The organism is Puniceibacterium sediminis, assembly GCF_900188035.1.
GTDB lineage: Bacteria > Pseudomonadota > Alphaproteobacteria > Rhodobacterales > Rhodobacteraceae > Puniceibacterium > Puniceibacterium sediminis.
Genome location: NZ_FZNN01000007.1, coordinates 22,295 through 39,405 on the forward strand (window position 1 = coordinate 22,295; position 17,111 = coordinate 39,405).

Annotated in this window: 16 protein-coding genes; 13 read left to right on the forward strand and 3 right to left on the reverse strand. The window is 60.2% G+C overall.

Going from position 1 to position 17,111, the window contains the following annotated elements; all coding sequences use genetic code 11:
* Positions 1–70: 70 nt before the first annotated feature.
* The 3 genes from CHB75_RS09250 (at position 71) to CHB75_RS09260 (ending at position 2,331) form a co-directional block, all read left to right on the forward strand.
* Entirely contained in the window at positions 71–979 is a 909-nt protein-coding gene (locus tag CHB75_RS09250; RefSeq protein ID WP_089270266.1) for a LysR family transcriptional regulator, read from the forward strand.
* Between the two features lie 63 nt (positions 980–1,042).
* On the forward strand, positions 1,043–1,954 hold the full coding sequence (locus CHB75_RS09255) for an MBL fold metallo-hydrolase (protein WP_089270267.1): 912 nt from the start codon (positions 1,043–1,045) through the stop codon (positions 1,952–1,954).
* On the forward strand, positions 1,954–2,331 hold the full coding sequence (locus CHB75_RS09260) for a rhodanese-like domain-containing protein (protein ID WP_089270268.1): 378 nt from the start codon (positions 1,954–1,956) through the stop codon (positions 2,329–2,331). Before CHB75_RS09255 ends, CHB75_RS09260 begins: the two co-directional genes overlap by 1 nt.
* Before the next feature lie 240 nt (positions 2,332–2,571).
* Here CHB75_RS09260 and CHB75_RS09265 read toward each other — a convergent pair whose 3' ends face one another.
* A complete protein-coding gene (locus CHB75_RS09265) occupies positions 2,572–3,906 on the reverse strand; it encodes an ammonium transporter (protein ID WP_089270269.1) in 1,335 nt (444 codons plus the stop codon).
* Positions 3,907–3,941: 35 nt separating this feature from the next.
* The gene (locus CHB75_RS09270) at positions 3,942–4,280 is read right to left on the reverse strand and encodes a P-II family nitrogen regulator (protein ID WP_089270270.1); all 339 of its coding nucleotides are present in this window, start codon (positions 4,278–4,280) and stop codon (positions 3,942–3,944) included.
* A 252-nt stretch (positions 4,281–4,532) separates the two neighbouring features.
* Between CHB75_RS09270 and CHB75_RS09275 the strand changes: the two genes are divergently transcribed.
* From CHB75_RS09275 to CHB75_RS09305, 7 genes are all read left to right on the forward strand, one after another.
* Positions 4,533–6,719, forward strand: coding sequence for a transglycosylase domain-containing protein (locus CHB75_RS09275; RefSeq protein WP_089270271.1), 2,187 nt, complete (start codon positions 4,533–4,535; stop codon positions 6,717–6,719).
* A gap of 171 nt (positions 6,720–6,890) precedes the next feature.
* Entirely contained in the window at positions 6,891–8,624 is a 1,734-nt protein-coding gene (locus CHB75_RS09280; protein ID WP_089270412.1) for a type I secretion system permease/ATPase, read from the forward strand.
* Positions 8,621–9,931 (forward strand): HlyD family type I secretion periplasmic adaptor subunit, encoded by a 1,311-nt coding sequence (locus CHB75_RS09285; RefSeq protein WP_089270272.1) that lies wholly within the window; start codon positions 8,621–8,623, stop codon positions 9,929–9,931. The genes CHB75_RS09280 and CHB75_RS09285 overlap by 4 nt, the downstream gene beginning before the upstream one ends.
* A gap of 169 nt (positions 9,932–10,100) precedes the next feature.
* A complete protein-coding gene (locus CHB75_RS09290; RefSeq protein WP_089270273.1) occupies positions 10,101–10,565 on the forward strand; it encodes a RidA family protein in 465 nt (154 codons plus the stop codon).
* Positions 10,562–11,311 (forward strand): glycerophosphodiester phosphodiesterase family protein, encoded by a 750-nt coding sequence (locus CHB75_RS09295; RefSeq protein ID WP_089270274.1) that lies wholly within the window; start codon positions 10,562–10,564, stop codon positions 11,309–11,311. The genes CHB75_RS09290 and CHB75_RS09295 overlap by 4 nt, the downstream gene beginning before the upstream one ends.
* Before the next feature lie 48 nt (positions 11,312–11,359).
* Positions 11,360–12,559, forward strand: a complete 1,200-nt coding sequence (locus CHB75_RS09300; RefSeq protein ID WP_089270275.1) for a GNAT family N-acetyltransferase — start codon at positions 11,360–11,362, stop codon at positions 12,557–12,559.
* The gene (locus CHB75_RS09305; protein ID WP_089270276.1) at positions 12,556–12,846 is read left to right on the forward strand and encodes a 4a-hydroxytetrahydrobiopterin dehydratase; all 291 of its coding nucleotides are present in this window, start codon (positions 12,556–12,558) and stop codon (positions 12,844–12,846) included. Before CHB75_RS09300 ends, CHB75_RS09305 begins: the two co-directional genes overlap by 4 nt.
* A gap of 66 nt (positions 12,847–12,912) precedes the next feature.
* On the opposite strand, the gene CHB75_RS09310 is transcribed toward CHB75_RS09305, so the two are convergent.
* Complete coding sequence (locus CHB75_RS09310; protein ID WP_089270277.1) at positions 12,913–13,401, reverse strand: peroxiredoxin; 489 nt, start codon at positions 13,399–13,401, stop codon at positions 12,913–12,915.
* Between the two features lie 89 nt (positions 13,402–13,490).
* Here CHB75_RS09310 and CHB75_RS09315 point away from each other — a divergent pair, with 89 nt between their 5' ends.
* The 3 genes from CHB75_RS09315 (at position 13,491) to CHB75_RS09325 (ending at position 17,047) form a co-directional block, all read left to right on the forward strand.
* Positions 13,491–14,726, forward strand: coding sequence for an NAD(P)/FAD-dependent oxidoreductase (locus CHB75_RS09315; protein ID WP_089270278.1), 1,236 nt, complete (start codon positions 13,491–13,493; stop codon positions 14,724–14,726).
* Entirely contained in the window at positions 14,723–15,298 is a 576-nt protein-coding gene (gene rsmD, locus CHB75_RS09320) for a 16S rRNA (guanine(966)-N(2))-methyltransferase RsmD (protein WP_089270279.1), read from the forward strand. The genes CHB75_RS09315 and rsmD overlap by 4 nt, the downstream gene beginning before the upstream one ends.
* Positions 15,299–16,072: 774 nt before the next feature.
* A complete protein-coding gene (locus CHB75_RS09325; RefSeq protein ID WP_089270280.1) occupies positions 16,073–17,047 on the forward strand; it encodes an MBL fold metallo-hydrolase in 975 nt (324 codons plus the stop codon).
* Positions 17,048–17,111: the final 64 nt, after the last annotated feature.

A 17,111-nucleotide genomic window follows, 5' to 3' on the forward strand; every position in this document is an offset into this window, starting at 1 on the left:
ATACGCCGCGGCACTTGTTTGTTAATCCTTCAAATCACGACACAGTTTCAAGCATACCCGAAAAATCGATATGGCTTATGTAAACAACATCCGCATGTTCGTGCGCGTCTATGAATTGGGCAATATGTCGGCGGCGGCGCGGGATCAGCGCACGTCGCCCGCCGTGGCCTCGTCGCGCATTGCCGAACTCGAACGCCACCTTGGCGTGCGGCTGTTCAATCGCACCACCCGCGCGCTGCACGCAACCGAACACGGGCGTCTGTTCTATGACGGCGCGCTGAACATCCTGGAGGCCATCGAAACCGCCGAAGCCACGGTGATGGAGGCGACCCAATCCCCAAAGGGCACGCTGTTCGTTTCCGCCCCCTTGGGTCTGGGCCGCCGGATCATTGCCCCCGCCGTGCCCCGGTTCAAGAAGATGTACCCCGACATCGACATTCGCCTGCGCCTGTCCGACCGGCTGGTCGATGTCACCGCCGAAGGTCTGGACCTTGCCTTTCACCTTGGCACGCTCAGCGACAGCGACCTCAAGGTGCGGATGATTGCCGACTGCCCCCGGCTTCTGGTCGCCGCCCCCGGTTATATCGCCCGGCGCGGCAATCCGGTCGACGGCGCAGCCCTTGTTGCGGACCGTCACGACTGCCTCAACCTGCGCTTTCCCGGTGCCCGCGAATTCCAGTGGACCGTGCAAACCCCCGACGGCCCCCGCCGCTACGAAATCTCCGGCCCCTTCGAATCCGATGATGGCGATGTGCTGACCCAATGGGCCATCGACGGCTGCGGCATCATTCTGAAACCCGAATTCGAAGTCGCGGAACATCTGCGCTCAGGCGCGCTTGTTCCCGTGGCGACCGCAACGCCGCCCTACCCGACGCAACTTGCCTGCCTCAGCCCGTCACGCCGGTTTCGTGACCCCAAAGTACAGCTTTTCGCGGGTTTCATGATTGCCCATTGTCGTGACAAACTTGCCTCGGCCTGAACCTTGACAGTTCAATATATTCACTTACTTGAATACATATAAATTACACTACAGGAGCGTACCATGTTCACACGTACCAGCCCCTCGACCGGCCCAGCGTCACCGCGCGTCGACGGATTTTACGAACCCGATACCGGGTCCGTGCAATTCGTCGTGTCAGACCCGGCAACGAAACAGGCCGCACTGATCGACATCGTGCAGGATTTTGATCCGGCCAGTGGGTCCACCGCCTTCCGCTCGGCCCAGACCGCGCTGGATTTTGTGCGCGACAACGGCCTGACCGTGGCCTGGATCCTCGACACCCACCCCCATGCCGACCACATGATGGCCCAGCACTGGCTCAAGGAACAGACCGGCGCCCCCACGGGCATCGGTGAAAAGGTCCGCGACATCGCCGGGCTCTGGGCCGGGTTCTACCACCTGCCGGACGCCTTTGACCCGGATCGCGACTTTGACCACCTGTTTGCCGATGGCGACACCTTCAAGCTTGGCAATCTTGACGTGCAGGTGATCCTGTCGCCGGGCCATACGCTGGGGTCCATCACCTATGTGATCGGTGACGCGGCCTTTGTGCATGACACCTTCATGCATGTGGACGCCGGCACCACCCGCGCCGATTTCCCCGGCGGTTCCTCTGCCGAACTCTACGCGTCGCTTCAGCGCCTGCTGGAACTGCCCGACAACACCCGCCTGTTCGTCGGCCACGACTATCCCCCGGTCGGTGATCGCAAGGATCCGGCGTGGGAGGCAACAGTGGCCGACCACCGAGCCCACAACAAACACATCGGCGGGGGCGTCTCCGAAGCCGATTTTCGCAAACTGCGTGACGCCCGCGATGCCACACTGAACCTGCCCGACCGGATGCTGCAAGCGCTTCAGGTCAACCTGCGCGGCGGCCGTATGCCTGACCCGGAATCCGACGGGCGCAGCTACTTCAAGATTCCTGCCAATTATTTCCCCGAAAGGAACGCATGATGAAAACTGAAATGCACGGCGGCGTGACCCTCGAATCCTGGAGCCCGGACGAGGTACAGACAGCCCTTGCCGCAAATAAGATCGTCCTGATCGATGTGCGCACACCGCAGGAATACATGTTCGAACATATCGAAGGTGCGCTGCTGATGCCGATGGCCTTCTTTGACGCGACCAAGCTGCCCGGCCAAAGCGAAAAGCGCATCGTGCTGCACTGCGGCTCGGGTCTGCGTTCGGAACGGATGGCCAAGGCGGCGATTGCGGCGGGGCTTCACCAGATCGCACATCTCGACGGTGGCTTTGGTGCCTGGAAGGCAGCCAAGAAACCCTACATCGGCACCAACATGGGCAACGGTGCACCGGAACGCGTCGCCCCCTGACACCGGCCCGTCCCGGCCCCTGACACCGGCCCGACCCGGCCCCGCAAGGCCGACCAGACCAAGCTTTCCGCGCGCGCCAGCCAGACCGGCGCGCGCGGGTCAGCCATACACGAGCCATACGGTTTCCATACGGCTGCCATACGGGTTCCATACGCCCTTTTCCCACAAAATTTCGGCACAAAAAAACCCGGGCGCGAACGCCCGGGCAGTTGGTCACTAAAGACTGATGGAAGGAGGAGATCAGCCTTTGGAGAACTCAGGATAGGCTTCCATGCCCAGCTCAGCCATGTCGAGACCGTTGATCTCGTCTTCTTCGCTGACACGGATACCAACGACTGCCTTAAGGATGAACCACAGCACGGCGGAGGTCACGAAGACAAACAGACCGATCGAGATCACACCCAGCGCCTGCACACCAAATGATGTGCCTTCGGTGTAGAACGGCACAGCCAGTGTACCCCAGATGCCTGCCAGCAGGTGAACCGGGATGGCGCCGACGACGTCATCGATCTTCATCTTGTCCAGCATCGGCACAGCGAAGACGACGATGATACCACCAACGGCACCGATCCAGAGCGCCCCGAACAGGGTCGGATCAAGCGGTCCGGCCGTGATCGAAACGAGGCCAGCCAGCGCGCCGTTCAGTACCATGGTCAGGTCGACCTTCTTGTACAGCACCTGCGTCAGGATCAGCGCAGCAACAGACCCGGCAGCCGCCGCCATGTTCGTGTTGGCAAAAATCCGACTGATATCAGTGACATCGCCCACAGTACCCGCCGCGAGCTGCGAACCACCGTTGAAGCCGAACCACCCCAGCCACAGGATAAACGTACCCAGAGTGGCAAGCGCGAGGTTGGAACCGGGGATCGGAACCGTGCGGCCTTCTTTGTTGTACTTGCCGATACGTGGTCCAAGGATCAGCGCACCTGCGAGGGCTGCAAAACCACCTGCCGCATGCACAAGGGTCGAACCCGCGAAGTCAGAGAAACCAGCTTCCGACAGCCAGCCGCCGCCCCACTGCCAGGATGCTTCGATCGGGTAGATAAACCCAGTCAAAACAACGACAAAGATCAGGAAGGGCCAAAGCTTGATACGCTCAGCAAGCGTTCCCGACACGATCGACGCCGTGGTGGCGCAGAACATCAGCTGAAAGAAAAAGTCCGACGCAACCGAGGCATAATCCAGCGCCGCTGCCGAAGCATCAAGGCCGACCGGTTCAAGCACGGTGGGCGAGAACAGCATGCCGACATAGCCCGCAACCAACCAGCCGTCGCCCGGGTACATCAGGTTGAAGCCGACCAGCCAATACATGATCGCCGCAATGGAAAACAGCGCGATGTTCTTGGTAAGCTGCATCGCCACGTTCTTGGACCGCACGAGGCCCGCTTCGAGCATGGCGAAACCCGCAGCCATCCAGAACACGAGGAAGCCGCCGATAAGAAACAGCAGCGTCGTGAAGATATAGGGGTTGATGTCAGGCACGGCAGCGGCGTCAGCCGTGGCGTCCTGCGCAAACCCCAGAGCGGGCAGCGCGATCAGCGCGGCAGCCGGGGCTAGTGTCTTGAGAAGTTTCATTCGTCCGTTTCCCTTTGTCTCTCGTCGCCGCGTTATCAGAGCGCGTCTGCGTTGGTCTCGCCGGTGCGCACGCGCACGGCTTGCAACACGTCCAGTACAAAAATCTTGCCGTCGCCGATCTTGCCGGTCTGCGCCGTCTTTGCGATGGTCTCGACCACCTGCTCTGCCATTGCGGCGGACACGACGATCTCCAGCTTGATTTTTGGTACGAAATTCACCGCGTACTCAGCCCCGCGGTAGATTTCGGTATGTCCCGATTGCGAGCCGAAGCCCTTGATTTCAGTCACCATCATGCCGCGAACGCCGACGGCGGTCAGCGCCTCGCGAACCTCCTCCAGCTTGAACGGCTTGATCGTTGCAATGATGAGTTTCACCTTGGTCCCTTTCGGTTTGGCAGGTTGGGGCCTGCGTTATGCCCCGAAGAAGGAGGTTTGTAGCCAGCTTTTGAAAGAGCAGAGCGCCAGTTTTACGACCATTGCCGGGGTCAAAATGCACAAATTTTGCACTAATGTGGATTTTTGTATAAAAATTAGTCACAATAAAAACCTTTGATCTGCCACAGTATCGATCCACATCCGGCTTCAAAGCGGGTAAGTTGGCAAAAAGAGCAGCAGTCAGGCAAAAACATGAGTGATTCAGGACGTGGCAAGGGACGTCTCGTGGCCGATCGCCGCTATCCCAAAAAGGCAGCGCCGACCAAGGCCAAGCCTGCGGCAGCCAAACCTGCGAAGACCGCCCGCCCCAAGCGCAAGACCGCGCCGCGCCGCCGGTCTCGCAACCCGATTGTTGCGTTCATCCTGGGGATTTTCGGTTTTGTCTTCGGGCTGATCTGGAGGATCGTCTGGCGTGTCAGCGCCGTCGTCATGATCGTACTCGGGCTCGCCGTCGCCTATACCTACACCACGGTGCCGCCGCTCAACCAATTGCTGGACGGGCGGGCACAGGGGTCGGTCACGCTGCACGACCGCGATGGCAAGGTCTTTGCCTGGCGCGGCGACCAGTTCGGTGGCACGGTGACTGCGGACTCTGTGTCTCCGTACCTGCGCGACGCTGTGATCGCGACCGAGGACCGCCGCTTTTTCCTGCATCCGGGCGTCGACCCCATCGGCATCGCATCCGCGATCCGGATCAACCTGCGCGAAGGCCGCGGCCCGCTACAGGGTCACGGCGGTTCGACCATCTCGCAGCAGACGGCCAAGCTCCTTTGTCTTGGCGTGGAATACGATGCGACCAAGTGGAAGAACGAAGCGGAATTTGTCGGCGACTGCCGTCAGGGATCCTTGGCCCGCAAGGCAAAGGAAGCGCTTTATGCCATAGCGATGGAGATCAAGTTCACCAAGAAGGACATCCTGTCGATCTATCTGAATCGCGCTTATCTGGGCGGTGGTGCCTACGGGGCCGAAGCCGCGGCACAGCGCTATTTCTCAAAACCCGCATCGGCGCTGAACCCTGCGGAATCCGCAATGATCGCCGGCCTGTTGACCGCGCCATCCTCGCTCGCGCCGACGTCGAACATGGATCGGTCGCGTGAACGGGCCGCGACTGTCATCGGGCTGATGCAGGATCAGGGTTACCTGACAACGGCTCAGGCCGATGATGCACGCGCCCACCCCGCAGTCCTGTCCGACGCAGCCGAGGCGCGCGCCGGTGGCTATTTCGCCGACTGGGTGATGGATAACCTTCCCGATTTCGCCTCTGTCGAGTCGCGGCAAGATGTCGAAATTCGCACCACTCTGGATCAACGCCTGCAACGCGCTGCCGAAGATGCCATGAACGCCGTCTTTGACGAAAAGGTGCGCGATGGATCCAAGGCGCAGGCAGCGATCGTCGTCATGTCCGCAGACGGCGCTGTCCGCGCGATGGTGGGCGGGCGAAAAACCGGGGTGTCGGGCGTATTCAACCGCGCAACTCAGGCCAAGCGGCAGACCGGCTCGGCCTTCAAGCCCTTTGTCTATGCCACTGCGCTGGAACTCGGCCACGGGCCTTTCGATACCGTCGTGGACGAACCCTTTTGCATGAACATCCCCGGTTCCGGTCAATGGTGCCCCAAGAACTACACAAAGGAATTCAAGGGTCGTGTCACGCTGACAGACGCGCTCACCAATTCGCTGAACATCCCGGCAGTGAAGATTTCCGAGTCGGTCGGCCGCGACATGGTCCGGCAGGTGGCTGATCAGTTCGGCATCCGTTCGGACATCGACAACACGCCAGCCATGGCTCTCGGCACCTCAGAAGCCTCTCTTCTGGAAATGACCGGGGCCTATGCGGGCATCCTGAACGGCGGGTCCTCTGTCCGCCCATATGGCCTGATGGAACTGCGCATCAAGGGCGACCCCGACCCGATGATCGGCGCGGGCGGTGGTATCGGAGAACGGGTGATCAACGAAAACGCCGCCAAAGAACTGATCTACATGATGGAAAAGGTAATTTCGGAAGGCACCGGACGGCGGGCGCGGCTAGAAGGGCGCGAGGCGGCCGGCAAGACGGGAACGACACAGGCAGCACGCGACGCCTGGTTCGTCGGCTTTACAGCGGATTATGTCGCTGGTGTCTGGATGGGCAACGACGACAATACGCCGCTGACAGGCGTGACCGGTGGCGGTCTGCCCGCCGACATCTGGCGAGAGGTGATGGTGCGCGTCAATGAGGGGATCGAGCCGAAGCCGCTCCCTATGATCGTGCCGGAACGCCCCGCAACGCAGGTGGTTTCCCAACCGCAACAGGCGGAACCCCAATCGCAACCGCAGCGCCAGCCGGATCCGATAGAAAACTTCATGAACAAGCTCCTGCGAGATATCCTTGGCGGCAATTGAGCCGCTGAGGAGAGAGGCCCAGACGCAGCGACGCACGACGCAATAGCACCAGGCACCAGCCTCGCCGTCCCCAACAAAGAGTTTGTGACGCGGCGGAAATATGCACTATCAAAGGTCTGATACTACGGAAAATTCAGAAACTTATCGAATTCGAAGGGCATGAATCTTCAGATGGCACCAAACCGAACAACTCAGGGGCGCGACGAACTGATCGCGATCCGGCGTGAGAGCCGACCTTACTACTGGTTCGTCGGCGTCTTCAGCTTCTTCGTGAACCTTCTGATGCTGACCGGGCCGCTGTACATGCTCCAGGTCTATGACCGCGTGCTCGGCTCTGGGTCAGTGGCCACACTGATTGCCCTGTCGCTGATCGTTGTGTTTCTCTACGGCATGATGGGCCTGCTGGACTATGTGCGCGGCCGCGTCATGGGGCGGGTTGCGGCACGGTTCCAGTCACGGCTTGATCTGCGGGTCTTCGATGCCGTTGTACGGCGTGCGGCAATAAAGCCGGATGAACTGGCTGCAACCGGGTTGCGTGACCTCGAATCGGTGCAGCGCCTGATGGCTTCACCCGTACTGCTGGCCCTTTTCGACCTGCCTTGGACACCTTTCTTCCTTTTTGGGATCATGCTGTTCCACCCTTGGTTGGGCTACCTGGCCATCGTGGGCGGTGCGACTCTGATCGTGATCACGATCATCAACCAGTTCGTCACGCGCAACCCGACTCTGAAATCCAACACAGCTACCTTTCAGGCGGAAAAGATCTCGGACCAGATCCGCGGCGAATCCGAAATGGTCCAAGCCATGGGCATGCGCGGCGATGCCTTCCGCCGCTGGCAGAGTTCGCGGGACGCCTCACTAAAGGGGCAGATCGCATCGGCCGATCTGCTGGGCACCTTTTCGACTCTGACCAAGACGCTGCGCATGCTGCTGCAATCCGCCATGCTGGGTTTGGGCGCCTATCTGGTCCTGCAGAATGAAATGACGGGCGGCGCGATGATTGCCGGTTCCATTCTGATGGGGCGCGCCCTGGCCCCGATCGAAATGGCCATCGGCCAGTGGGCGCTGATCGAACGCGCCCGCAAGGGGTGGGAAAACCTCTCACGTCTGCTAAGCGAGGTACCGCAAGAGGCGCCGCGTACAGATCTGCCGGTGCCTCAAGCCAAACTCGATGTCATGCAGCTGACCGTGGTACCGCCGGGTGAGCAGCAGGCGTCGCTGCGGCTGCTCAGCTTTACAGTGCTGCCCGGGCAGGCTGTCGGCGTCATCGGCGCATCCGGGGCGGGGAAATCCACTCTGGCCCGCGCCTTGACCGGCGTATGGAAGCCCGCAGGCGGCAAGATCCGTCTGGACGGTGCGTCGATCGACCAGTACGGCCCGGATGTTCTGGGCCGCTATATCGGCTACCTGCCACAGCGAGTCACTCTCTTCGACGGTACGATCGCCGAAAATATCGCGCGTTTGTCGTCGACCCCTGATTCTGCCAAAGTTGTCGAAGCGGCCAAAAAGGCGGCAGCGCATGACATGATCCTGAAACTGCCCGATGGCTACGACACCCGCGTTTCAGCGACGGGCGGGCGGTTGTCGGGTGGCCAGATGCAGCGCATTGGTCTGGCCCGCGCGATGTATGGCGACCCGAAGATTCTGGTCCTGGACGAACCGAATTCGAACCTCGACAACGAGGGATCAGAGGCGGTCAATCAGGCCATCCGCATCATGAAATCCCAGGGCAAATCGGTGCTGATCATGGCTCACCGCCCAGCCGCGATCAAGGAATGCGACATGCTCCTGATGCTCGAAGGTGGCAACCGCGCGGCCTTTGGCCCAAAGGATGAAGTGCTGAAACAGATGGTACAGAACCACAAGCAAATCACCAAGGCCGTCAGCCCCGGAGGTGTTCGATGAGTTCCCCGTCAGACAGAGAATTCCCCATGCGCACCCCGGTGGTGATCGGCCTGCTGGGGCTGGCCCTGCTGATCGGCGGGTTTGGGGTCTGGGCCGCCACGACGAACATTTCCGGCGCGATCGTCGCTTCGGGACAGATCGAAGTCGACCAGAACCGGCAGGTGGTCCAGCATCCCGATGGTGGCGTGGTCGCCGAAATCCTTGTGGGCGAAGGCGATACGGTCAAGATCGGCGACCCGCTGATCCGGTTGGATGCCATCCGCGTGCAGTCTGAACTGAACATTGTGGAAGGACAGTACTTCGAACTGGTGGCACGCCGCGCCCGCCTGCAGGCAGAACGCGATGGTTTGGACACAGTGACCTTTGACGAGGACGTTCTGACCCGTGCAGAAGCCGATGACGAAGTCGCTGAGCTGGTGGAAGGGCAACGAAACCTGTTTTCCGCGAGGCGTGATTCAATCGCCCGCGAGATTGAGCAGCTGTCCAAACGGCGCGAACAGATCGCCGATCAGACCGTCGGCATCGAGGCACAGCAGACCGCGCTTATTCGTCAGCTCGAACTGATCGAAGAAGAGCTGGCTGATCAGCGCTCCCTGCTCGACAAGGGTCTCGCTCAGGCGAGCCGGGTGCTGAGCCTTCAGCGCGAAGAGGCCCGGCTGTCGGGCACGGTGGGAGACCTCACTGCGCAGAAGGCACAGGCCGAAGGCCGCAGCACCGAAATCGACATCGAAATCCTCAAGCTGGACACCCAGCGGCGCGAAGAAGCGATCACTACACTGCGTGACTCTCAGTTTCGCGAACGCGAACTGGCCGAGCAACGCCGCGCCTTGCTTGAACGGCTGGATCGCATGTTGATCACCGCACCCGTATCCGGGGTTGTCTATGGTTTGCAGGTCTTTGCCCCGCGGTCGGTCATCCGCCCCGCAGATCCGTTGATGTACCTTGTGCCGCAAGACCGGCCCCTGATCATCGCGGCGCAGGTGCTGCCGATCCACATCGACCAGTTGTTTCTGGAACAGAAAGTCTCGCTGAGATTCCCCGCGCTGAACCAACGCGAAACGCCCGAGCTGTTTGGGAGGGTGGTGCAGATTTCGGCAGATGCGTTTCAGGACGATGGCTCGAAAGTCAGTTACTACCGCGCTGAAATCGTGCTCTCGGAGGGAGAGATCGACCGCCTGCCCAAAGGCAGCACGCTGATCCCCGGCATGCCTGTTCAGGCCTACATTCGCACTGCGGACCGGACACCCCTGGCCTATCTGGTGAAACCCTTCACCGACTATTTCGCCAAGGCCTTTCGCGAAACCTGAGCCGTGTGCAAAGAGGCGGACACGCACTGGATGATCCTCTTGTCCAGCGCTTGCCGCCTTTCCGGGCTGCGGCCCTGAAAATCCGCCGCACAAACTGTTGAGCGTTGGCCTTTTCAATCCGTGCAGGCTCGCCTAGCCTGCCCCCGAACATGACCCGAAAGGCCCGCACATGACCAACCCCATCGAAACCCGCCTGGCTGAACTTGGCCTCACGCTTCCGGCCGCCCCTGCGCCTGCCGCCAATTACGTGCCCTTCGTACGCAGCGGCGCCACGCTCTATGTCTCGGGCCAAATATCCAACGGTCCAGACGGGCTGATCACCGGGAAACTCGGCGACGGCATGGCGGTCGAAGACGGTGCCGCTGCCGCCAAAGCCTGTGCGCTCAGCCTTTTGGCTCAGGTCAAGGCTGCCCTAGACGGCGACCTCACCCGCCTCAAGAGGGTCGTCAAGCTTACCGGCTTCGTCAACTCCACCGCCGATTTCACCGACCAACCCAAGGTGATCAATGGCGCATCGGACACCTTTGTCGAGATCCTCGGCGACGCTGGCCGTCATGCCCGCTCGGCTGTATCCGCAGCCAGCCTTCCGCTGGGTGTCGCCGTCGAAATCGAAGGCATTTTCGAAATCGAATGACCTCCCTGCCAACGGCCTTTCTGTCTCGGCCCATCGCGCACCGCGCCCTTCACGGGCCGGGCGCGCCTGAAAATTCTCGCTCCGCCGTCAGACGCGCGGTTTCAGCAGGCTACGGGATCGAAATCGACCTGCAGCTGTCTGCGGATGGTGTGGCCATGGTCTTTCACGACTATGCCCTGTCGCGCCTGACGCCCGAAACCGGCGCTTTGCAGCAACGTTCTGCGGATGAATTGGCCCGTATTCCCCTGAAAGGGGGCGATGAGACCATTCCGACCTTCAAAGAGATCCTTGCCCTTGTGGCGGGTCAGGTGCCGCTGCTGATCGAAATAAAAGATCAGGACGGCGCGCTTGGCCCCTCTGTCGGACCGTTGGAAGAGGCAGCGGCCCGCGACCTTGCCGGTTATACCGGACCGGCGGCGGTGATGTCCTTCAACCCGCATTCGGTGGCAAGGATGGCCGACCTTGCGCCTGATCTGCCCCGCGGTCTGACCACCTGCGCCTATACGGCTGACGACTGGCCAACCATTCCTGCCGCGATCCGCAAAACTCTTAGGGAAATCCCGGATTTTGATCGCGTGGGTGCATCTTTCATCAGCCATGACGCCGCCGACCTGAGGTATACGCGCGTCGCCGCACTCAAGCATCAGGGCGCAGCTATTCTGTGCTGGACGATCCGGTCCGCCGAGGCCGAGGCAGAGGCGCGCAAAGTCGCGCACAATGTAACCTTTGAGGGCTACACAGCTTGACCCCCGCCCCCCGAGGCACAGATTAGAGTCACAACAAGGGGGGCGCCCATGACCGAGCAGAGCCCGGACCAGACCATAACAATCAACGTGCTGACCTCGCTACGCCAGATCGACGCTGCCGAGTGGGATGCCTGCGCTTGCCCAGAGGCCGCTGACGGCAGCCGCCCCAATGATCCCTTCACCACGCACCGCTTCCTGCTGGCCTTGGAGGAATCGGGCTCTGTCGGTCCGGGCACCGGCTGGGATCCGCGCTATCTTGTGGCCGACATGGATGGCCAGACCATCGCCGCCGCACCGCTTTATGCCAAGGGCCACAGTCAGGGTGAATATATTTTCGACCACAACTGGGCCGAAGCCTTTGAACGCGCGGGCGGGCATTATTACCCAAAGCTTCAGATCGCTGTCCCCTTTACCCCCGCGACGGGTCGGCGTTTTCTGACCAAGCCGGGATTCGAAGCAATCGGCATGTCCGCTCTTGTTCAGGGCGCAGTCCAGTTCGCTTCTGAAAATGAACTGTCCTCGGTGCACGCGACCTTTTGCACCGAAGCCGAAGCCATCGGCGGCGGCAAGATGGGTCTGATGCCCCGCACCACCCAGCAATTCCACTGGGTTAACGACGACTACCACACCTTTTCGGACTTTCTGGCCTCGCTTAGCTCGCGCAAACGCAAGACCATCCGCAAAGAGCGTGAAAAGGCGCAGGCCTTTGGCGGCACAATCGAAATTCTCACCGGCGACCAGATCCAGCCGGAACACTGGGATGCCTTCTGGGTTTTTTACCAGGACACCGGCGCGCGCAAATGGGGTAGCCCGTATCTGACTCGGGCGTTCTTTGACATCGCGCAAGAGACCCTACGGAATGACATTGCGCTGGTGATGGCGGTGCGTGATGGCCAGTACGTGGCCGGCGCGCTGAATTTTATCGGTCGCGAGACGCTTTACGGCCGCTACTGGGGCTGTGTTGAGGATCACCCCTGCCTGCATTTCGAAGCTTGCTACTATCAGGCCATCGACTTTGCCATCGCGCACGGGTTGGCCCGGGTTGAGGCGGGCGCGCAGGGCGAACACAAACTCGCCCGCGGCTACCTGCCGGTGCCCACACATTCGCTACACTGGATCGCCGACAAGGGTTTCGCGAGGGCGGTTGAAAAGTATCTTAAGGCCGAAGCCGCCGCAGTGAGCGAAGATATCGAAATCCTTACGGCCTACGGACCGTTCAGGAAGGACCAAAGAGAGGAACGCCAATGACCGAATTGCTGTCAGACACCGCCCGCGATACCGTCCTGCAACCGCTGCTCGACAGCGGCTGGGCGATGGTCGACGGGCGCGATGCGATCCACAAGACCTACAAATTCGCCAACTTCATCGAAGCCTTCGGCTGGATGACACGCGCCGCGTTATGGGCCGAAAAATGGAATCACCACCCGGAATGGTCCAATGTTTACAGGACGGTCGAGGTGACGCTGACCACCCATGACGTCGGGGGCCTGTCGTCGCTGGACACCAAGATGGCGAGCAAGCTTGATACGTTGTGAAATTCGGCGACGAGGCCAGCAAGTGAAGAGGAACCGGTCCTCGACCCTCGCTGGCCTCTTTTTTAATCAGAGAGCAGCGAGTAACGACTCACCACCGGAAACCTCGCAGGTGCCCGGGCTTTCCTCGGGCATGAACTGCGTCACGACTCCGTCCTCGACCAGCATCGCATAGCGCTTGGAGCGTTTGATCAGGCCTGCGGGCGGCGCATCAAAGGCCATGCCGATCGAATCGGTGAACGCGCTGCTTGCGTCAGCCAGCATGGTGATTCCGGCCGCCGAAGCGCCTGTTGCCTCGCCCCAGGCCTTCATCACGAAGGGATCGTTGACCGAGATGCAGATGATCTCGTCCACACCCTTGGCGGCAAAGTCATCCTTGGTGCGGATGAAGCTTGGCACATGCGCCGAATGGCAGGTCGGGGTGAACGCCCCCGGAACCGCAAAGATGACAACCTTGCGGCCCTTGAGCTTTGCCGCCAGTTCAACGGCCTCTGGCCCGGATTCGCCCATCTGCACCAGTGTCGCGTCGGGCAGCTTCTTCCCTGTCGAAATCGTCATATCTGCATGTCCTCTGAATTGCGTTTCGTCACCTTGCGCATATAGGGTGCGCCCAGCAATGACCAATACGCAGACCAAAGGGGACACAGATGAGCAAAGTCGTGGTGATCGGCGCAGGACAGGCCGGGTCCGCATTGGTGGCCCGTCTGCGCAAGCAGGGCTTTGACGGGAATATCACATTGGTCGGTGACGAACCTGTCCCCCCTTATCAGCGCCCGCCTCTGTCAAAGGCCTACCTCCTTGGCGAAATGGAGCAGGAGCGGCTCTACCTGCGCCCCGCCAGCTATTATAGCGATCAGAACATTGACCTGCGCACCGGTGCCCGGGCCGCCGACATTGACGCCGATGCCAGAACCGTATCGCTGCCTGATGGTGTGGTTCTGCCCTACGACCATCTTGTCCTTGCCACCGGATCGACCCCGCGCCGCCTCCCGGCTGCAATCGGCGGCGACCTCGACGGTGTCTTTACCGTGCGCACCCTTGCCGATGTCGACACCATGGCGCCGCGTTTCACCGCTGGCGCAAAGGTGCTGATCGTTGGCGGCGGCTACATCGGGCTCGAAGCCGCCGCAGTTGCCCGCAAGCTGGGGCTTGAGGTGGTGCTGATCGAAATGGCTGACCGGATCCTGCAACGTGTCGCCGCGCCCGAGACATCGGATTATTTTCGCGTATTGCACCAAAGTCACGGCGTCACCCTGCGTGAAGGCGTCGGCCTGTCGCGGCTTCTGGGTGAAGACCGCGTGACCGGTGCGGAACTGACCAACGGCGAAAGGCTGGAGGCGGATTTCGTCATCGTTGGGGTCGGCATCACGCCCGTCACCGATCTGGCTGAACAGGCAGGGATCGCGCTTGAGAATGGCATCAGGACTGACAGTTTCGGGCGCACTTCTGATCCGGCGATCTGGGCGGCTGGTGATTGTGCCTCCTTTCCATGGAACGGTACGCGTATCCGGCTGGAAAGCGTTGGAAACGCGATCGATCAGGCCGAATGCGTCGCGGATAACATTATGGGGGCAAACGTGCCTTACACGGCCAAACCATGGTTCTGGTCCGATCAGTTCGACGTCAAACTGCAGATCGCGGGACTTAACACCGGATATGACACCATCGTCACCCGCAAGACCCCCGAAGGTGCCAGCGGTTCCCATACCGGGGGTGTCGTGTCCTTCTGGTACTATCGCGGCGAAACCCTGTTGGCATTGGACGCGATGAACGATCCCCGCGCTTACATGGTTGGAAAGCGGCTGATCGAGGCAGGCAAATCGCCCGCGCCGTCCGCCGTCAGCGACCCGGCTACCGACCTCAAAGACTTGCTCAAGGCATGAGGATCATCGCCGGCAGCCTGCGCGGCCGCAACCTGACCCCGGTGGGCAAGGGCGATCCCGGCGCGCACCTGCGTCCGACCACGGATCGCGTTCGCGAAAGTCTGTTCAACATGCTGGCGGGTGGCCGTTTCGACGATCCGTTTACCGGTTCCGTTGTTCTCGACCTCTTTGCAGGCACTGGCGCCCTGGGGTTGGAGGCACTGTCGCGCGGGGCCGAACGCGGTACCTTTGTCGATGATGGACGCAAGGCGAATGCCCTGTTGCGCGACAATATCCGGCTTTTGGGTGTTGCTGGGCAATGCCGCATCCTGAACCGCGATGCCAGCCGACTTCCCGCTACCGACGAATCTCCGGCCAACCTCGTTTTTCTTGACCCACCCTACGGAAAGGGTCTGGGCCAGCGCGCGCTGGAAGCTGCAGTATCCAATGGCTGGATCGCGCCTGGGGCTTTGATTGTCTGGGAGGAAAGCGCGCCGCAGGCCTCTGCGCCCGGTTTTACGCTTCTTGAAACTCGGCGCTACGGTGACACGCATGTGACCCTGCTGCGCGCTTCCGGCGTTCCGAAAGAATAAAATCAGCGTAGCAACGCTGCGATAGGAATATGCGGATTTCAATAGAGAGCGAACGCGAAATATTTCATATTGCCCAATACTCACCCAAATCTTTTTAATTATTGCGTAAACTGCGAGCACAACCCAACGATGAAGCCAATTTGCATATCAATGCCTTGTTAATGACAAATTGTCGTGATACGCTTTACCTAACGGTAACGTGCTCCGCAGGGCAATCCGGTCTCAAAGTTGAGTGTTTTGGTGGCAATACGAAATATCGCGCACCCATAAGCGGTTAGACTGCAAATTACGCAGTATTTTGGGTAGTTTCGACTAGTCGGGGTCTGGCGCTCAATTTCCACATTTGAACGACTGCATGGTCGCTTCTACTTAGAAATACAATCGCCGAGAAATGCAAAAGGCACTTTCTGGCGGGCTGATGGTTTGCGACCACGGCAATAGTTTCTGCGCAAAGGTCAACGAAGAAGATGGCTAGATCATGAGAGAACAAATTTACAGAAAACGGTCCGGGATCAGGTTTTTTTACTGCCCCTATTGCGATCATCATTTACGGTTTGGGCGCAGCCGCTGCGGAGATTGCTATCAGCCAACGCCCATTTATAACCGAATTTGGTTTGTGGTATTGTCAGCGTTGGCAGTTTTGTCCGGCGTGGTCGTTTCTGCTGGCATCAGGCTATTGTGAAACGCTGCCGCATACCACGATAAAACGTCGTGCAATTCGGGCGCAAAGGTCCTAACCTTATATTCGCATACGTGAATTAAAAAGGACCCGAGATGACAATAATCCGTCCTACCCGTCGCGACATCCTAAAGATGTCTTCCGCCTTGCCTGCGGTCACACTGTCAGCCGGGGTGGCAGCCTCTGCCGAACTCGGACCCGTGGGAAATCTGAATCCAGCCCATGTCACCTTTGCCCTCGGGGAAATGAAACTGACCATCGTTTCGGACGGATTTTTCAATCGTCCGGCTTCGACCATCGCGGTCAACGCTGATCCGGTCGCCCGCAACGCATTTCTGGCCGCCCACTTCCTGCCGCTCGACGGTGGCTATTCGCATACAAATCACATCGTGATCGACAGCGGTGATTCCCGGGTCCTGATTGATGTAGGGTCGGGTGACCGTTTCATGCCCACGACCGGGCGGCTTATGGCCAATTTGGCGGCTGCCGGAATCGACCCAGGCTCGATCACCCATGTGATCATAACCCATGCTCATCCGGATCACATCTGGGGCATCCGCGACGGCTTTGACGAAGCGATCCTGCCAGGTATCCCCTATTATATGGGAGAGACCGAGCGCACCTTCTGGATGGACGAAGGCCTGATCAACCGCGTTCCCGCAGAGCTTCAGCAGTTCGTTCTGGGCGCGCAGAATTCGATTGATGTCGATGGCGCCGACTGGACGCTACTGCAACCCGATCAAGAGGTGGTGCCTGGTATCCGGGTGATCGCGACCCCCGGCCACACCCCGGGGCACATGTCCGTCGCCATTGAGAGCGAGGGTGAGCAGCTTTTCGTCCTAGGTGATGCCATGACAAACCCATACCTAGACTTTGCGCATCCGGATTGGGTGAATGAAGCCGACATGGACGGCAATCAGACCATTGCCACCCGTCGCCGGCTGCTGGACATGGCAGCGACCGACCGTATCGCCGTGCTGGGCTACCATTTTCCCTTCCCGGGGATCGGCAACGTGATGCGCGACGGCGACGCCTATCGCTTCATCCCGGCACTTTGGCGCTTTGACTGAGAAAACGCTTTGACCGTCGGCCTCCATCCCAAAGGATCGGAGGTCGGCACGATCTCTGCGAATC